Origin of the sequence: Corynebacterium sp. p3-SID1056, assembly GCF_025152525.1 — a bacterium.
Classification (GTDB): domain Bacteria; phylum Actinomycetota; class Actinomycetes; order Mycobacteriales; family Mycobacteriaceae; genus Corynebacterium.
Genome location: NZ_JALXXL010000001.1, coordinates 201,475 through 216,176, shown reverse-complemented (window position 1 = coordinate 216,176; position 14,702 = coordinate 201,475). Strand labels below are relative to the sequence as shown.

The following is a 14,702-nucleotide window of genomic DNA, read 5'->3' as shown; positions in this document are numbered from 1 at the left end:
GGCACACTGTGTGACGTGGAAACCTACATTCTGGCAAATATTCCTTCCCCGCCGCAGGGCGTGTGGCACCTTGGCCCAATCCCCATCCGCGCCTACGCGCTGTGCATCATTACCGGCATTCTTGTCGCGCTGTGGATCGGCGTGCGTCGGTACACGGCGCGCGGCGGGGACGCGGATGTGGTGTGGGACGCGGCGATTGTGGCCATCCCCGCGGGCATCATCGGCGGTCGGCTCTACCATGTCATCACGGATTACGACAAGTACTTCGGCGAGGGCAAAAACCCCTGGCAGGCTTTCAACATCACTGCCGGTGGCTTAGGCATTTGGGGCGCGGTCGCGCTCGGCACGCTCGCAGTCTGGGCGTTGATGCGTTACCGCAACGTGCCCTTTGCACCGCTTGCCGACGCCCTCGCGCCCGGCGTCGTGCTCGCCCAGGGCATCGGGCGACTGGGCAACTGGTTTAACCAGGAGCTCTACGGCGCGGAGACGGATGTGCCGTGGGCGCTGGACATCTACTACCGCGTCGATGCGGCCGGCAACTACGCCCCGTTGACGGGGCACTCGACCGGCGAAGTGCTGGCTAGTGTGCACCCGACCTTCCTCTACGAGCTGATATGGAACGTTGCCATATTCTGTCTGCTCATCTGGGCCGACCGCTACTTCCGACTCGGGCACGGCCGGGTGTTCTGGCTGTATGTGGCCGGCTACACCTTCGGTCGCTTCTTCATCGAGCTGATGCGCACGGACGAGGCCACAATGATTCTCGGGCAGAGAGTCAACTCTTGGGTTTCGGCGCTCGTCTTCCTCGTCGCGGTTGTGGCCTTCTTTCTCAGTGCGAAGGGCAGGGAAACGCCAGCTGAGGTAGACCCTCGTCGGCAAGCGCAGGGCGCGGGCCGCGGTGCGAACGACAGGTGAGAACAATGCCTGATTATGTCCGGTCGGGCATGATCTGGCGAAAGGGAGTAGCGTGGTCTCTTGCAAGACAAGGGACGAAACACCACACACCTCTGATTTCGGCCCGGTACGTTCGCGACATCCAAGTAGGTGCATAAACATGGATAGAAGAACAAAGATCGTGTGCACGCTCGGCCCAGCGGTGGCGAGCAAGGAAGCCATTGTCGGTCTCGTGCGCGACGGCATGAACGTTGCGCGCCTGAACTTCTCCCACGGCGATCACGCCGACCACCAGCAGAATTACAACTGGGTGCGCGAGGCGACCGACGAGACGGGGCACGCAGTCGGCGTGCTCGCCGACCTGCAGGGCCCGAAGATCCGCCTCGGCCGCTTTATTGAGGGCGCAACGGAGTGGAAGGACGGCGAGATCGTCCGCATCACCACCGAGGATGTGGAGGGCACGCACGATCGCGTCTCTACCACGTACAAGGGGCTGGCCCGAGATGCTTCGCCGGGCGATCGCCTGCTTGTCGACGATGGCAAGGTCGGCCTGGTCTGCGTCGAAGTTGACGGCAACGACGTGGTCTGCCGCGTCACCGAGGGCGGCCCGGTGTCGAACAACAAGGGCGTGTCCCTGCCGGGGATGAACATCTCCGTTCCGGCGCTGAGCGAGAAGGACAAGGACGACCTGCGCTTCGCGCTGCGCATGGGCGTCGACCTGATCGCCCTGTCCTTTGTGCGTTCACCGGCAGATGCGGAGCTGGTCCACGAGATTATGGACGAGGTCGGCCGCCGCGTCCCTGTAATCGCAAAGCTGGAGAAGCCGGAGGCAGTCGACGCCATCGAGTCGATCATCCTGGCCTTCGACGCGGTTATGGTTGCTCGCGGCGACCTGGGTGTGGAGATTCCGCTCGAGGAGGTGCCGGCGGTGCAGAAGCGCGTGATCCAGATTGCGCGCGAGAACGCGAAGCCGGTGATCGTGGCAACGCAGATGCTCGACTCTATGATCGAGAACTCGCGACCCACCCGCGCCGAGGCTTCCGACGTGGCCAATGCGGTCATCGACGGCGCGGATGCCGTTATGCTCTCCGGTGAGACCTCCGTGGGCGTGGACCCGCACAACGTGGTGCGCACCATGAGCCGCATTGTGCGTTCCGCCGAGGACTCCGGCATCAAACCGAAGCTGCAGCACGTGCCCCGCACCAAGCGCGGCGTGGTGGCCTACGCCGCGAAGGACATCGCCACCAACCTGCACGCGAAGGCGATCATCACGTTTACTACCTCAGGCGACACCACACGTCGCGTCGCCCGCCTGCGCCCGGACCTGCCGCTGCTCGCGTTTACTCCGAACCAGCAGGTGCGCTCCCAGCTCGCGGTCACCTGGGGCACCGACACCTTCCTGTGCCGCCGGACCCACACCACCGACGACATGATTGCCGTGGTGGACGAGTCGCTGCTCACGCTGGACGACTACAGCGAGGGCGACACCATCGTGGTCGTTGCCGGCACCCCGCCGGGGATCCCGGGTACCACCAACACCATTCGCGTCCACGAGCTGGGCGAGGACATCGGCCTCTAAACACGGTGCCGGAAGGCGCACGTAGGGTGGGGGTCATGCATGACAACCGAGACATTCGTGTACGCGACGCCCACCTGCACAACCTCCGCAACGTGGATGTGGACATCCCTCGCGGCACGCTCGTCGCGGTAACCGGGGTGTCTGGCTCGGGCAAGTCCTCGCTCGCCTTCGACACTATCCACGGCGAGGGCCAACGCCGCTACCTCGAATCGGTCGCGCCTTTTGCCCGCCGCCTCATCGGATCTGCGGTGGACCCGCAGGTTGGCTCGGTCGACGGCCTGCCGCCGACCGTGGCACTCGAGCAGTCCACCTCCGGCGGCGGGGCGCGCTCCACGGTGGGTACCGTCTCCGCGCTGTCCAACAGCATCCGGCTGTTGTACTCGCGCTCCGGCGACAACCCGACAGGCCTGTACTCCGACTCCTTTTCCCCGAACACGCCAGAAGGCATGTGCCCGACGTGCCAGGGCACCGGCGTGGTGCACGAGCCGACCGAGGAATCCATGGTTCCGGATCCCACGCTATCCATCGAGGACGGTGCCATCAAAGCCTGGCCAGGCGCGTGGGCCGGCAAGAACTTCCACGACATTCTGGCCACGCTGGGCTACGACCTGGATTCGCCCTGGCAAGACCTGCCGAAGAAGGACCGCGAGTGGATCCTGTTCACCGAGGAACGCCCCGTCGTCACCGTCAAACCGCTGCGCGGCGCGGACCAAATCCAGCGCAACTACAAGGGCACGTGGCGTTCCGTGGCCTCGTATTTGACCAACACCCTCGCCGAAACTCAGTCCGACACGCTGCGCAAACGCGTGCTGAGCTACATGGAATCGCGCGTCTGCGAAACCTGCCACGGTCGTCGACTCAACCCGGAGGCGCTCAAGGTCACCTACGCCGGCATGCCTATTGACGAGCTCGGCGCCCTGCCGCTGGACCAAGTCCACGAGGTGCTGGCCGCGCAGGAACCGTCCGAGGGCTCCGCCGAGGACCTGCTGCTCAAGCAGATCCTGCCCGCGCTGCAATCCGCGCTTGACCTGGGGCTGGCGCACCTGAGCCTGGATCGGCCAGCGCCGACCCTTTCGGCCGGCGAGCTGCAGCGCATCCGCCTGTCCGCCCAACTGCGCTCGGGACTGTTCGGCGTGACCTACGTGCTCGACGAGCCGTCTGCTGGCCTGCACCCCGCAGAGCGCGGCGCGGTGCTGGATATCTGCCGCCGCTTCATCGACGCCGGCAACTCCGTCCTGCTCGTCGAGCACGACATGGAGCTCGTTTCCCAAACCGACTGGCTCGTCGACGTCGGCCCGCTCGCGGGCGAAGGCGGCGGCAACATCGTCTACTCCGGGCCCACCAGCGAGTACACCGGGGAGGCACCCACCGCGAAGGCGCTGGCGAACCGGGCACCTTCGCTCAACAGCACGCCGCGCGACGCCGCCGGTTCGCTCGCTGTAGCCGGGGTAAAGGCACGCACCATCGACGGCCTCGACGTGTCCTTCGGGCTCGGCCAGTTCACCGCGGTCGCGGGCGTGTCCGGATCCGGCAAGTCCACCTTGGTCAGCACCGTGCTCGCCGGGCTGCTTCGCGACGCCGCCTCCACCGTGGTCGAAGAAGAAGACGCTGAGCAGCCGGGTGAGTGGAGCGTCGAGAAGCACTCCGGCTTCGACGCTGTGCGGCGGGTGGTGCAGATTACCCAGAAACCGATCGGGCGCACCCCGCGCTCGACGCTCGCCACCTACACCGGGCTTTTCGACGCCGTGCGCAAACTCTTCGCCAGCACCGATGAGGCGAAGCGGCGCAAGTGGACCGTCTCGCGCTTTTCCTACAACGTGAAGCAGGGGCAGTGCCCGACCTGCGGCGGCGCCGGCAAGATCGAGGTCGAGCTGGTGTTCCTGCCCGGCTCGTACACCACTTGCCCGGACTGCGGCGGCGCGCGCTACAACGACGAGACACTCGAGGTGACTTGGCAGGGGCGCACCATCGCCGACGTGCTGGAGCTTACCGTCGACGAAGCCGCAGACGTGTTCGCCGACGAGCCGAAGATCCTGCGCGCGGTGGAAACCCTGCAAGCCGTGGGGCTGGGCTACCTGCGGCTCGGCCAGGGCGCGCCCGAGCTTTCCGGCGGCGAGGCGCAGCGCATCAAACTGGCCACCGAGCTGCAGCGCTCCCGCAACTCGCGCCGGGGCCACACCGTGTACCTGCTCGACGAGCCCACCACCGGCCTGCACCCCGCCGACGTTTCTTTGCTTGTCCAGGAACTCAACAGCCTGGTCGACGCGGGGCAGACCGTGATCGTGGTCGAGCACGACCTCTCCGTAATCGCCCAAGCCGACCGCGTGATTGAGATGGGCCCGGGCGCCGGCACCGAGGGCGGTCAGGTGGTTGCCACCGGCACCCCGGCAGAGTTGGCCGAGTGCGACACGCCGACCGGGCGGGTGCTCGCCGAACGCGCGGCGCGGGGCTAAATGGAGCTAGCTCCGTTTGGGGTGTGCGGTTTTGCGCGACCTGGGGTTTTGCCGGTGGCGTTGGTGCAAATGGAGCTAGCTCCATTTGGAACAGGTCCAACGAAACTTCTACGCGGGCCGGAAGCCGCTCCACCACCAGTCGCGCCACGCGTCGACGCGCGGGTGCGCCGGGGGAGTGACCACACGCGTGCCGTCGCGCAGCTCGCTGACCGGGCTAATGCCGTGCAGGGAGTTGAGGAACCACAGTGGGTGCTCAGCCGCGGCACCGGGCAGCAGCCGACGGCGCTCCACGGGTAGCCCCAGCGACTCAGCCCGCGCCACAACCTGGTGCAGGGTGATGCTCGGCAGCCACACGCCGTCGGGGAGGCACAGCGTGTCGCCGTCCCACATCACGAGTGCGCCGGTGGTGGCCTCCAGCATCGCGCCATCCGCGTCCACGATCACCGTGTCGTCCGTGCCTTCGGTCTGGTACCGCGAACGGTAGGCGCGAAACGCGGCGAAGTCGGGGCCCTTGACCTCGGGTTGCGTCCGCGGGTCTTCAGCCGCCGCGTACGTCAACGCAGTAGACGAACGTGGGGGAGGGGCGGGGCGGACGTCGAGAAGCAACAGCCCCTGCGACAACGCGATGCGGGGAAAGAGCTCGCCGTCCTGCAGCAGGGGCAGCATGGCGTCGACGAAACCCTCGGGCAGCGGGCCGGCAGACCGGGCGAAGCGTTCGAGGTGCAGGTCGAGACCGTGCGCGCGGCCGGACGAATGCCGCCAGGAGTCGACGACCTCGAGGGGGCCGTCGGGGACGTCGGACTCCACAAACGAGCCCTGCCAGGCGTACCTACGCATCCCACGCCTCCAGCACGGACTGGGCCTTCAGGTTGCGTTCGGCGAGCTCGGCCTCCGGGTCGGAAGCAAGCACGATCGCACCACCCGCGCCCACCGTCACGGTGTCGCCTGCGCGCACCGCGGTGCGGATGACCACCGACAGGTCGGCCTGACCGTCGAAGCCGAGGTAGCCCAGCGCGCCCGAGTACACGCCGCGCGGGGAGCACTCGAGCCGGTCGATGATCTCGCAGGTGCGCAGCTTCGGCGCGCCCGTCATCGAGCCCGGCGGGAAGGCCGCGCGCACCGCGTCGACGGCGGTATGCCCCTCGCGCAGTCGCCCCGTGATGGTGGAAACCAGCTGGTGCACGGTGGCGTACGACTCCACCCGCATCAGCCCAGGCACGCGCACGCTGCCGGGCTCGCAGACGCGCGACAGATCGTTGCGGAGCAGGTCGACGATCATGAGGTTTTCCGCACGGGTCTTTGCGTCGTCCAGCAGCGCGGGGTCCTGATCGGCGGCGACGGTGCCCTTGATCGGCTTGGCCTCCACGTCGCGCCCGCGCACGCTGAGGAAGCGCTCGGGCGAGGCGCTGGCAACCTCCACGCCGTCGAAAAGTAGGTGCGCGGCGTACGGCGCGGGGTTGTGTTCGCGCAGCTGGCGGTAGATGTCGCCGGTCGCTTTGGCCGAGTAGGTGTCGGTCAGGCAGACCTCGTAACTCTCGCCCGCGCGTAGCTGCTCCTGGGCCTGCTCGATGCTCGCCAGGTAGTCCGGATTGTGCCAGGCACCCTCGCTTATCGACGCCCCCTGCCCACCGTCCGCGCCCGCAAGCGCGCGTTCGAGGCGGTCGAGGAGCTCGTCTGCGCCCTCGCCGGCCAGCGCGCACAGGTGGGCGGTCTCGGCCTGGTGGTCGTAGACGATGAAGGACTGCGGGCGCACGAAGTAGGCGTCCGGGTACGGGGAGCGGTGGCGCAGCGTGATAGGCAGGGTGAGCTCGGCGCACTCGTAGCCGAGATACCCGATGACTCCACCGGTAAACGGCAGGTCGGGGGCGTCGTAGATAGGGGTGGCGAGTTCGCGTTCGAGGGTGGTGAGGATATCGGTGGCGTCGCCGAGCGAGTAGCGGAAAGCGAGCGACAGGGCGCCGGCGGTGTCGCCGAGGATGGAAAAGCGTCCGCGGGCGTCGGCGGAGTCGAGGAAGAACGCGTCGTTGCCGCTGCGTGTGATGGCGTTAAAGACGCGCTGGCAGTCGAGCGCGCCAGGCACCTCGCGGTGGATCACGCGCCACCCGCCAAGGAAGTTGCGCATGAGTGTTTCGCCGTGCTGGGTGAGCACGGACTCAGGGTGAAATTGCACGCCCCAGTGGTCCAGGCCGTCGACCTTGAGCGCCTGGATGACCCCGTCTTCGCTGCGGGCGTGCACCGTCACGCCGGGGACCTCTTCGTCGATGTGCAGGGAGTGGTAGCGCACTACCTCGACGTCCTGCGGAATGCCGGCGAAGATGCCTCGGCCGGAATGCGTGAGGCGAGAGACGAAGCCGTGGCGCGGCTCGGGTGCGCGGGTCACGTCCGCACCGGCGAGCATCGCGAGCCCCTGGTGTCCCAGGCACACACCCAGCAGCGGGATGTCAGCTTGGGCGGCAGCTTCGATCACGCGGCGGGAAGTGCCGAAGTCCTCCTCGCGCTCCGGGGTCCCGGGGCCGGGGGAGATGAGGATATGGGAAAACTCCCCGGCGCGGATGCGCGCGGGGAGTTCGGCTGCCGCTGGATCGTCGCAGGGCACTACGAGCGGCAACGCGCCGGTGATCTCGGCGACGAGGTGGGCGAGGTTAAAGGTGTAGGAATCGCGGTTGTCCAGCAGCAAGATCATAGCGCCGTTGATTGTACTGCTGGGGCGGCTCCGTTCGGCCTCGGCCCGTTGGGGCTAGTTGATCGGGGTCGGGTCGATCTTCCAGACCTCTTCGGCGTAGTCGCGGATCGTGCGGTCGGAGGAGAAGCGGCCGGACTCGCAGATGTTGATCCAGCACATCTTCGCCCAGTGGTCCGGGTCCGCGTAGTACTCCTCGGCCATGCGGTCGCGGGTGGCGCGGTAGTCCGCGTAGTCGCCGAGGGTGTAGTAGACGTCCGGGTCGTCGAAGCCGAAGCCGTCGAGCAGGGAGGTGCGGATGTCGTGGAAGGCGCCGCTGCCGTTGTCGTCCAACGTGCCGTCGACAAGCGCATCGAGCACGCGCATCAACCCGGGGGTCTCCGCGGCGACGGCCTTCGGATCGTAGTTGCGCTTCAGCTCAGGCAGCTCCTCTTCGCGGGCGCCGAAGATGTAGGCGTTGTCCTCGCCCACAGCATCGACGATCTCCACGTTCGCGCCGTCCATGGTGCCCAGGGTCAGCGCGCCGTTCATCATGAACTTCATGTTGGAGGTGCCCGAGGCCTCCTTGCCGGCGGTGGAGATCTGCTCGGAGACGTCGGTGGCCGGAATGATCTGTTCGGCGGGCGAAACGTTGTAGTTTTCCACGAAGACCACGTGCAGGTACTGCGAGGCCACCGGGTCGTTGTTGACCAGCTCGCCGATCGTGTTGATCAGCTTGATGATGCCCTTGGCCATCGTGTAGCCCGGGGCCGCCTTCGCGCCGAAGATGAAGGTGCGCTTCGGCAGGTCGCGCTCGCCGTCCTGGGTGATGCGGAAGTAGAGGTCCAGGATGTACAGGGCGTTCATCAGCTGGCGCTTGTACTCGTGCAGGCGCTTGATCTGGGTGTCAAAGACCGAGTCCGGGTCGATCTCCTCGCCCTGGCGCTGGGCGATCCACTCGGCGAAGTCGCGCTTGTTCGCGGCCTTGATCTCGCGCAGCTCGCGCAGGACCTCCGGGTCGGTGGCGTAGTGGCGCAGCTCGCGCAGCTGCGACAGGTCGGTGACCCACTCGTCGTTGCCGGCCAGGCGGTCCAGTAGCGCAGACAGGCGCGGGTTGCACATGCGCAGCCAGCGGCGCGGGGTCACGCCGTTGGTCTTGTTGTTGAAGCGCTCCGGGTACATCTCGTACCAGTAGTTGAGCGTGTCGCGCTTGAGAATCTCGGTGTGCAGCGCGGCCACGCCGTTGACGGAGTAGGAGGCGTAGCAGGCGATCCAGGCCATGTGGATCGCACCGTCGTGCACCGGCGAGTAGTGGTGGGCCGTCTCCGGGGCGATGCCGCGCGCCTCCATGTCGATACGGTAGCGGCGGTCGATCTCCTGCACGATCTCCCAAATGCGCCAGAACAGCTGCTTGAAGATGGACTCTTCCCAGGTCTCCAGCGCCTCCTGCAGCACGGTGTGGTTGGTGTAGGCAAACGTCTTGGAGGTCACCTCCCAGGCTTCCTCCCAGCCCATGCCGTGCTCGTCCATCAAAAGGCGCATGAGCTCCGGGATACCGAGGACCGGGTGGGTGTCGTTGAGCTGGATCGAGTTGTACGTGTGGAAGTCGCTCAAGTCCTCGCCGTGGTGCTCGATGTAGTTGTCCACCAGCTCCTGCAGGGAGGCGGAGACGAAGAAGTACTGCTGGCGCACGCGCAACAGCTTGCCGGCGTAGCTCGAGTCGTTGGGGTAGAGCACGCGGGTGATGTCGTGGACTGCCTCGCGCTCCAAAATCGCGTCGGTGAAGCGCTGGTGGTTGAACGCGTCGTAGTCGAACTCGTGCATCGGCGCGGCATCCCACAGGCGCAGGGTGCCGACGTTGTCGGTGCCGTAGCCGGTGATCGGCATGTCGTGTGGGATGGCGCGCACGTGCATGTCGTCGAACTTCACGATGCGCTGCTGGGAGCCGTGGCGCACGACGAAGGGGTAGAAGGACTCCTTCCACGCGTCCGGGTGCTCCTTCTGGAAGCCGTCGACGAACTCCTGGCGGAACAGGCCGTAGCGGTACAACAACCCGTAGCCGGTCAGCGGGTAGTCCTGTGTGACGGCGGAATCCAGGAAGCAGGCGGCCAGGCGGCCGAGGCCGCCGTTGCCCAGCGCGGCGTCGTGCTCGGCCTCGAGCACGTCAGAGAGCTCGTGCCCGTTGGCCTTAGCCGCAGCCTTGGCCTCATCGACCAAGCCGAGGTTAGTCAGGTTGTTCAGCAGCGCACGGCCCTGCAGAAACTCCGCGGAGAAGTACGCGGCTTGACGGCTCGCGTCGTACTTGGCGCGGGTTGCCTCCCAGTTGTCGGCGAGCTGTTCCATCACGGCTGCGGAAAGCCCCGTCCAGAACTTCTTGTTCGTGGCGTTTTCTGGGGTGCGGCCGCCGAATGCTCGGACGTGGCCGGCCAGCGCATCCTTGAGTGCGGGGGCGTGTGCGGGGGTATTCATCCTGAAAATAACCTCATTCCACCTTCAATTGGCTTCTACGTGCGGTATGCACGCCATTGTCTTTCGAGCCTACAGACTGCCCCGCCAATTCGCTGTATGCCCGCGCGTAGCCGGCCGACTGCGCGGACCGCTTAACGAGAGGATGCCTCCGGCAGCTTGAGCTGCTCGATATCCGCGCGCGCCGCGTCGGCAGGATCCTCAGCGTCTTCGGCGTCCTCAGCGTCTTCGATGTCTTCTGCCGCAGCATCAGTCTTGGCCAGGTAGGTCAGCACTGCGGCGAGCCCCGCATTGGTAGCAGCCTTGATGGTCGGCTCGTACTCGGGCAGGAAGGTGGCCATGTGGTTGACCGGGATGTCTTGCTCCACGCGGTCGGCGGCCACCGCCTTGTCCCACTGCTCCTGCGGTGTGCACCCGATCAGCCAGAAGAAATAGGGCACCCCGAAAGCCTGCGGCAGCACGGGGAAATCCTCCGAGACGGTTTTGCGCGCGGCATTGACGCTGTCGGTGCCGAAGACGTCGTTGAACGTGGCGCGGACCTTGTTGTACACGATCGCGTCGTTGCTCATGAGCTCGCCGTGCGCGAAGTACTCAAGCGTGGGGGCCTCGGTCGACCCGGACGCGAGCACCTCGGCGTGGACGACGCGTTCGATGGAGGCGTACACGCGCGCCTTGGTGCGCTCGCTGTAGAAACGGCAGTTGAGCACCAGTTCGGCGTGCCCGGGGATGATGTTGTTGGTGGTGCCGGCGTGCATGCTGGCCACGGTGACCACCGCGAAGTCATTCGGGTCGACCTCGCGGCCCACCACTGCCTGCATGCGGGCGATGATCATCGCCGCGGTGTAGGTGGGGTCGATCGCGTTGTGCGGCATCGAGCCGTGGGCGCTGCGGCCGGGAATCCTAATGCGGATGGAATCACAGGCGGCGAACTGCGGGCCGGCCTTGGACATTACCTGGCCCGCGCGGCCCGGCATGATGTGCTGGCCGAAGCAGACCTCGGGGAAGGGGATCTTGTCTACCAACCCGTCGTCCACCATCGCCTCGGCACCGGCACCGATTTCCTCGCCCGGCTGGAACAGCGCGATGAAGGTGCCCGACCACTTCTCGCGCGTGTTGTCCAAGTGGTGGCACATGCCGACCAGGGCTGCGGTGTGGATGTCGTGGCCACAGGCGTGCATCGTGCCGACGACCTCGCCGTCCTTGGTGGTGACCTTCTTGTGCGAGGCATAGGGCACGCCGGTCTGCTCGGTGACCGGCAGGCCGTCGAAATCCGCGCGGTGCAGCACGGTGGGCCCCTCCCCGTTACGGAAGATGGCGCAGATGCCGTACTTGCCAATCGGGGCGATGACCTCGCAGTCGAGGTAGCTCAACTCCAAAAGCAGGCGCTGGTGGGTCTCCTCCTCCTGGAGAGAGAGCTCCGGGTTGGCGTGCAGCAGTTCGTAGAGCCTGCGCTGCCAGGCCGGGTCGATTTCGTAGGATTCGATGATGGACGCGATCGTGCTCGTGTCGCTCAAGGTCACTCCTCCGCGCGGCGTTCGCGCCGCACGCTCGATGGGTTCTTTGGTGTTGCTACATGTTTACCATCGTTGCGTAGGCGTCGGGGCAAAGCGAGCACGCGCAAGCCTTAACCCACGGCCGGGTTGTAGCGCAGCGCGTTGCGCGCCGGCGCACACTCGGTGGCGATGCGAATGCCCTGGTCAATGTGTCCTTCATCGCGCAAGCGGTACATGTTCGACACCACGCGGTCGCGGATGTCAAAGGGGGAAAGCGTATTGACGTAGATCTTCGTGCCGCCCTCGAACCCGGCCAGGGTGGAGATGCGCCACTTGATGTTGATGCGCCACGGCATCGGCAAGTCGAGGTCGACCGGCTTGTAGTGCCACTCCTCGTTGGTCGAGACCTCGGTGCCGGTTGCAGCGTGGACGGCGTGCAACAGGTTGGACATGTTGCGCACCTCGCGCTCGGACTGCTGCCACGGCTCGCACACCGGCGACTTGGAGTAGACACTCAAGGTGGGGTAGCGGTGCCCGATGCCCACCACCACGATCGCGTCCTCGTTCTCGGCCACAACGAGGTTGTGGTAGCTGGCGTAGTTGACGCCCCACTCGTTGTACATGTTGAGGTTCTGCCGCAGCTTGGAGATCTCCAGGTCGGCTTGCACCCCGCGCTCGTCGATAGCCACCAGCTGCTTGTGCAGGTGATTGAAAGAGGCGCCGGCGGGCGCGAGCCAGTTCTGGAAGACCACTACGTACGGCGAGTAGCGGTTGTTCTCCACTAGGTCGCGCAGCGCGTCGATGGTGAAGGCGATAAACGCGTTGTGCTCGTCGGGGGTCAGGGTGCCGGAGCCGGCGAGCTGCGAGTCGTTGTCCGCGCCGTCGGTGAAGTGGCGGCGTCCAATGATCACGTCGTGGCCGCCGGCGAAATAGGCCGGCACGTAGTCGAGCAGCTCCTCCTCGGTCGGCTCCCCGGTAATCCCAGAAGCTTTCAGCCGCGTGCGCACGATTTTGAAGATGTGCTCGCGCCCGGCGTGATCGGCAAGGTAGCGCTCCATGTGCTCGCGCTGGGCGTCCGACATATCGAAGCCGTAATTCTCCTTCCAATACTGGTAGGAGACAATTTCGAAGAGGTTCGGCACACGGCGAAATTCCGCGCGGGTCGCCTCGAGCTCATGCGGCATCTGGTTGCGCAGAATCTCCCAGCCGCCATCGGTGCGCACCATGCGCGATTTCTCCGGCGGGGTGGCCAGAAGCTTCCCTTCGCAAAAGTTGCAGGCGTGGGTGAAATCCTCCGGTTGCAGCGCCCGTGCTTCGCCCGCGGGTTTGCTCAGCGGCCGGTTGCCGCGCCCCGGCACCGTCCACACCTGGGTTCCGGAAAACGGGTTGACCTGCTTGATCGTCCCGTCGGCCATGGTGGACAGTGCATCTCTATACGAGGGCAAGGGAAAGCTCATGCGTCCCAGCGTAGACCCTTGGTTAGGCTTATCGCATGCCCACAATCCAATTCGACGTCCTCGTCCCGCCGGCCTACGCAGGCGAAATCGCCGAGGCCTTCCAGCGCGCCCTCGACATCCTGGTCCGTCGCGAAAAGCTCAGCTCCGCCTCGCTCGAAGCGCAGGGCCCAGTGCTTCTCGACGCCCACGTGACCGCCGAATTCGCCCGCACCTACGAATCCGACCGCGGCTTCACCGCAGACGAGGAAGGTGCCGAGGTGCACCGCTACCTCATTCAGGCCGAAGGGGTGGACAGCTACAACCGGCTCGCCATGGGTCTGTCCCGCATCCTTACCCCGAAGGCGGACCTGCCGCGAGATCCGGTCGCGCTGGAGCAACAGGACCGCTTCGAGCTCCCCGCGCTGTTCCCCTGGACCGTGACGATCCTGCGCTAGCGCTCGCCGGCCTGGCGGCCGGCGTTCAGGTATGCCACCGCCGCCTGCTTGCCCGCGCGGATGAGCTGCTCGCGGGTATCGGCGATATCCTCCAACTTAACGGCGAGCACCCCTTCGTCGGTCTCGCCGTCAAACTCCCCCGCAACCACGGCAACCGTCGGCCCCTCTTCGCCGACCTCGCGGGCCATCTCGCACACCGTGGCAACGACCTTGCCCGCCGCGGTCTGCTCGTCAAAGCGGCCCTCGCCGGTAATCACGAGCGATGCGGCGCCGAGCGCCTCGGCCAGGCCATTCGCTTCGGCGACCGTGCGCGCGCCGGGCTGCAGGTGGACGTGCTCGGCGTTGCCGTGCAGCAGGCTGGACAGCCAGGTAATGCCGATGGCCACGCCGCCGGCAGCGCCCATGCCCGGGGTGGCAGGATCCACGCCGGCGACCTCGCACAGGCGCGCGAGCCCGTCGTCCAGCACCTTGACCTCGTCTTCCTGCGCGCCCTTCTGAGGGCCGAAGACGGTGGCTGCGCCTTCGGGGCCGGTGGCCGGCGACGCGACGTCGAAAAGCAGGTGCCATTCGAGTGAGCCGGCCGGGATGTTGACTTTGGCGGTGTCGATATCGCCGAGCTTGTGCAGCGAGCCGCCGCCGGGGGCGAGCTGGTAGCCGCGCTCGTCGAGCGGGTTGGCACCAAGCGCGACGAGGATCCCGGTGCCGCCGTCGATGGTGGCGGAGCCGCCGAGGCCCAAGACAATGCGGGTTGCGCCGCGGGTCTGGGCGTCGGCGATGAGTACGCCGGTGCCGTAGGTGTCGCCGGTCATCGGTACTTTTCGGTCGGCGACGGCGGGCAGTCCGGAGGCGGCGGCGACGTCGATAAACGCGGTGGTGGTCTCGGCGTCGTAGGTGTACGTGGCCTCGGTGAGGCGGCCGGCGGCATCGGTGGTGGGCAGCGTGATGTGCTCGCCCGTAAAGAGCGCGGAGGTGCCCTCGCCGCCGTCGGCCATGGGCAGCAGGGTGATCTCGGCGTCGCGGATGATGCTGCGCACGCCCTCGCCGAGCCATTCGGCGGCCTGCTCGGCGGTGGCGGTGCCCTTGAAAGAGTCGGGGGCAATCAGGATGCGCGGGGAGGGTGCCTCGGCACCTTCCGCGTCTTGTGTGATCAAGCTCATATTTGTGCCTTTTTCCGTGGGTGCGGGGGACATTGCAGGCATTCTATCGGTCGGTACCGGTGGAGGCGGCATCTGTTTTCTATCGTGAGACCGAAACCTGTTGTAAGCTG

Annotated in this window: 10 protein-coding genes; 4 read left to right on the top strand and 6 right to left on the bottom strand. The window is 66.3% G+C overall.

The window, feature by feature from the left end; translation table 11 throughout:
* Positions 1 to 15: 15 nt before the first annotated feature.
* From lgt to M3G14_RS00970, 3 genes are all read left to right on the top strand, one after another.
* The gene (lgt, locus tag M3G14_RS00980) at positions 16 to 915 is read left to right on the top strand and encodes a prolipoprotein diacylglyceryl transferase (RefSeq protein ID WP_259924022.1); all 900 of its coding nucleotides are present in this window, start codon (positions 16 to 18) and stop codon (positions 913 to 915) included.
* Between the two features lie 139 nt (positions 916 to 1,054).
* Positions 1,055 to 2,473 (top strand): pyruvate kinase, encoded by a 1,419-nt coding sequence (pyk, locus tag M3G14_RS00975; protein WP_259924020.1) that lies wholly within the window; start codon positions 1,055 to 1,057, stop codon positions 2,471 to 2,473.
* A gap of 35 nt (positions 2,474 to 2,508) precedes the next feature.
* On the top strand, positions 2,509 to 4,926 hold the full coding sequence (locus tag M3G14_RS00970) for an excinuclease ABC subunit UvrA (RefSeq protein WP_259924019.1): 2,418 nt from the start codon (positions 2,509 to 2,511) through the stop codon (positions 4,924 to 4,926).
* 108 nt (positions 4,927 to 5,034) lie between these two features.
* Here the strand turns inward: M3G14_RS00970 and M3G14_RS00965 are convergent, their stop codons facing one another.
* The 5 genes from M3G14_RS00965 to M3G14_RS00945 all read right to left on the bottom strand — a co-directional run bounded on the left by M3G14_RS00965 (position 5,035) and on the right by M3G14_RS00945 (position 13,001).
* Entirely contained in the window at positions 5,035 to 5,763 is a 729-nt protein-coding gene (locus M3G14_RS00965; protein WP_259924017.1) for an aminotransferase class IV, read from the bottom strand.
* Positions 5,756 to 7,609 (bottom strand): chorismate-binding protein, encoded by a 1,854-nt coding sequence (locus tag M3G14_RS00960; protein ID WP_259924015.1) that lies wholly within the window; start codon positions 7,607 to 7,609, stop codon positions 5,756 to 5,758. Before M3G14_RS00960 ends, M3G14_RS00965 begins: the two co-directional genes overlap by 8 nt.
* A gap of 54 nt (positions 7,610 to 7,663) precedes the next feature.
* The gene (locus M3G14_RS00955) at positions 7,664 to 10,054 is read right to left on the bottom strand and encodes a glycogen/starch/alpha-glucan phosphorylase (protein WP_259924014.1); all 2,391 of its coding nucleotides are present in this window, start codon (positions 10,052 to 10,054) and stop codon (positions 7,664 to 7,666) included.
* Positions 10,055 to 10,185: 131 nt separating this feature from the next.
* Positions 10,186 to 11,565: an amidohydrolase gene (locus M3G14_RS00950; RefSeq protein WP_259924012.1), complete on the bottom strand. Its 1,380-nt coding sequence runs from the start codon at positions 11,563 to 11,565 to the stop codon at positions 10,186 to 10,188.
* Positions 11,566 to 11,675: 110 nt separating this feature from the next.
* Positions 11,676 to 13,001: a DUF4921 family protein gene (locus M3G14_RS00945; protein ID WP_259924002.1), complete on the bottom strand. Its 1,326-nt coding sequence runs from the start codon at positions 12,999 to 13,001 to the stop codon at positions 11,676 to 11,678.
* A 35-nt stretch (positions 13,002 to 13,036) separates the two neighbouring features.
* Between M3G14_RS00945 and M3G14_RS00940 the strand changes: the two genes are divergently transcribed.
* The gene (locus M3G14_RS00940) at positions 13,037 to 13,435 is read left to right on the top strand and encodes a hypothetical protein (RefSeq protein ID WP_259924000.1); all 399 of its coding nucleotides are present in this window, start codon (positions 13,037 to 13,039) and stop codon (positions 13,433 to 13,435) included.
* On the opposite strand, the gene M3G14_RS00935 is transcribed toward M3G14_RS00940, so the two are convergent.
* Positions 13,432 to 14,592, bottom strand: a complete 1,161-nt coding sequence (locus M3G14_RS00935; protein WP_259923999.1) for a glycerate kinase — start codon at positions 14,590 to 14,592, stop codon at positions 13,432 to 13,434. The two genes, M3G14_RS00940 and M3G14_RS00935, sit on opposite strands and share 4 nt — an antisense overlap.
* Between the last annotated feature and the right edge of the window lie 110 nt (positions 14,593 to 14,702).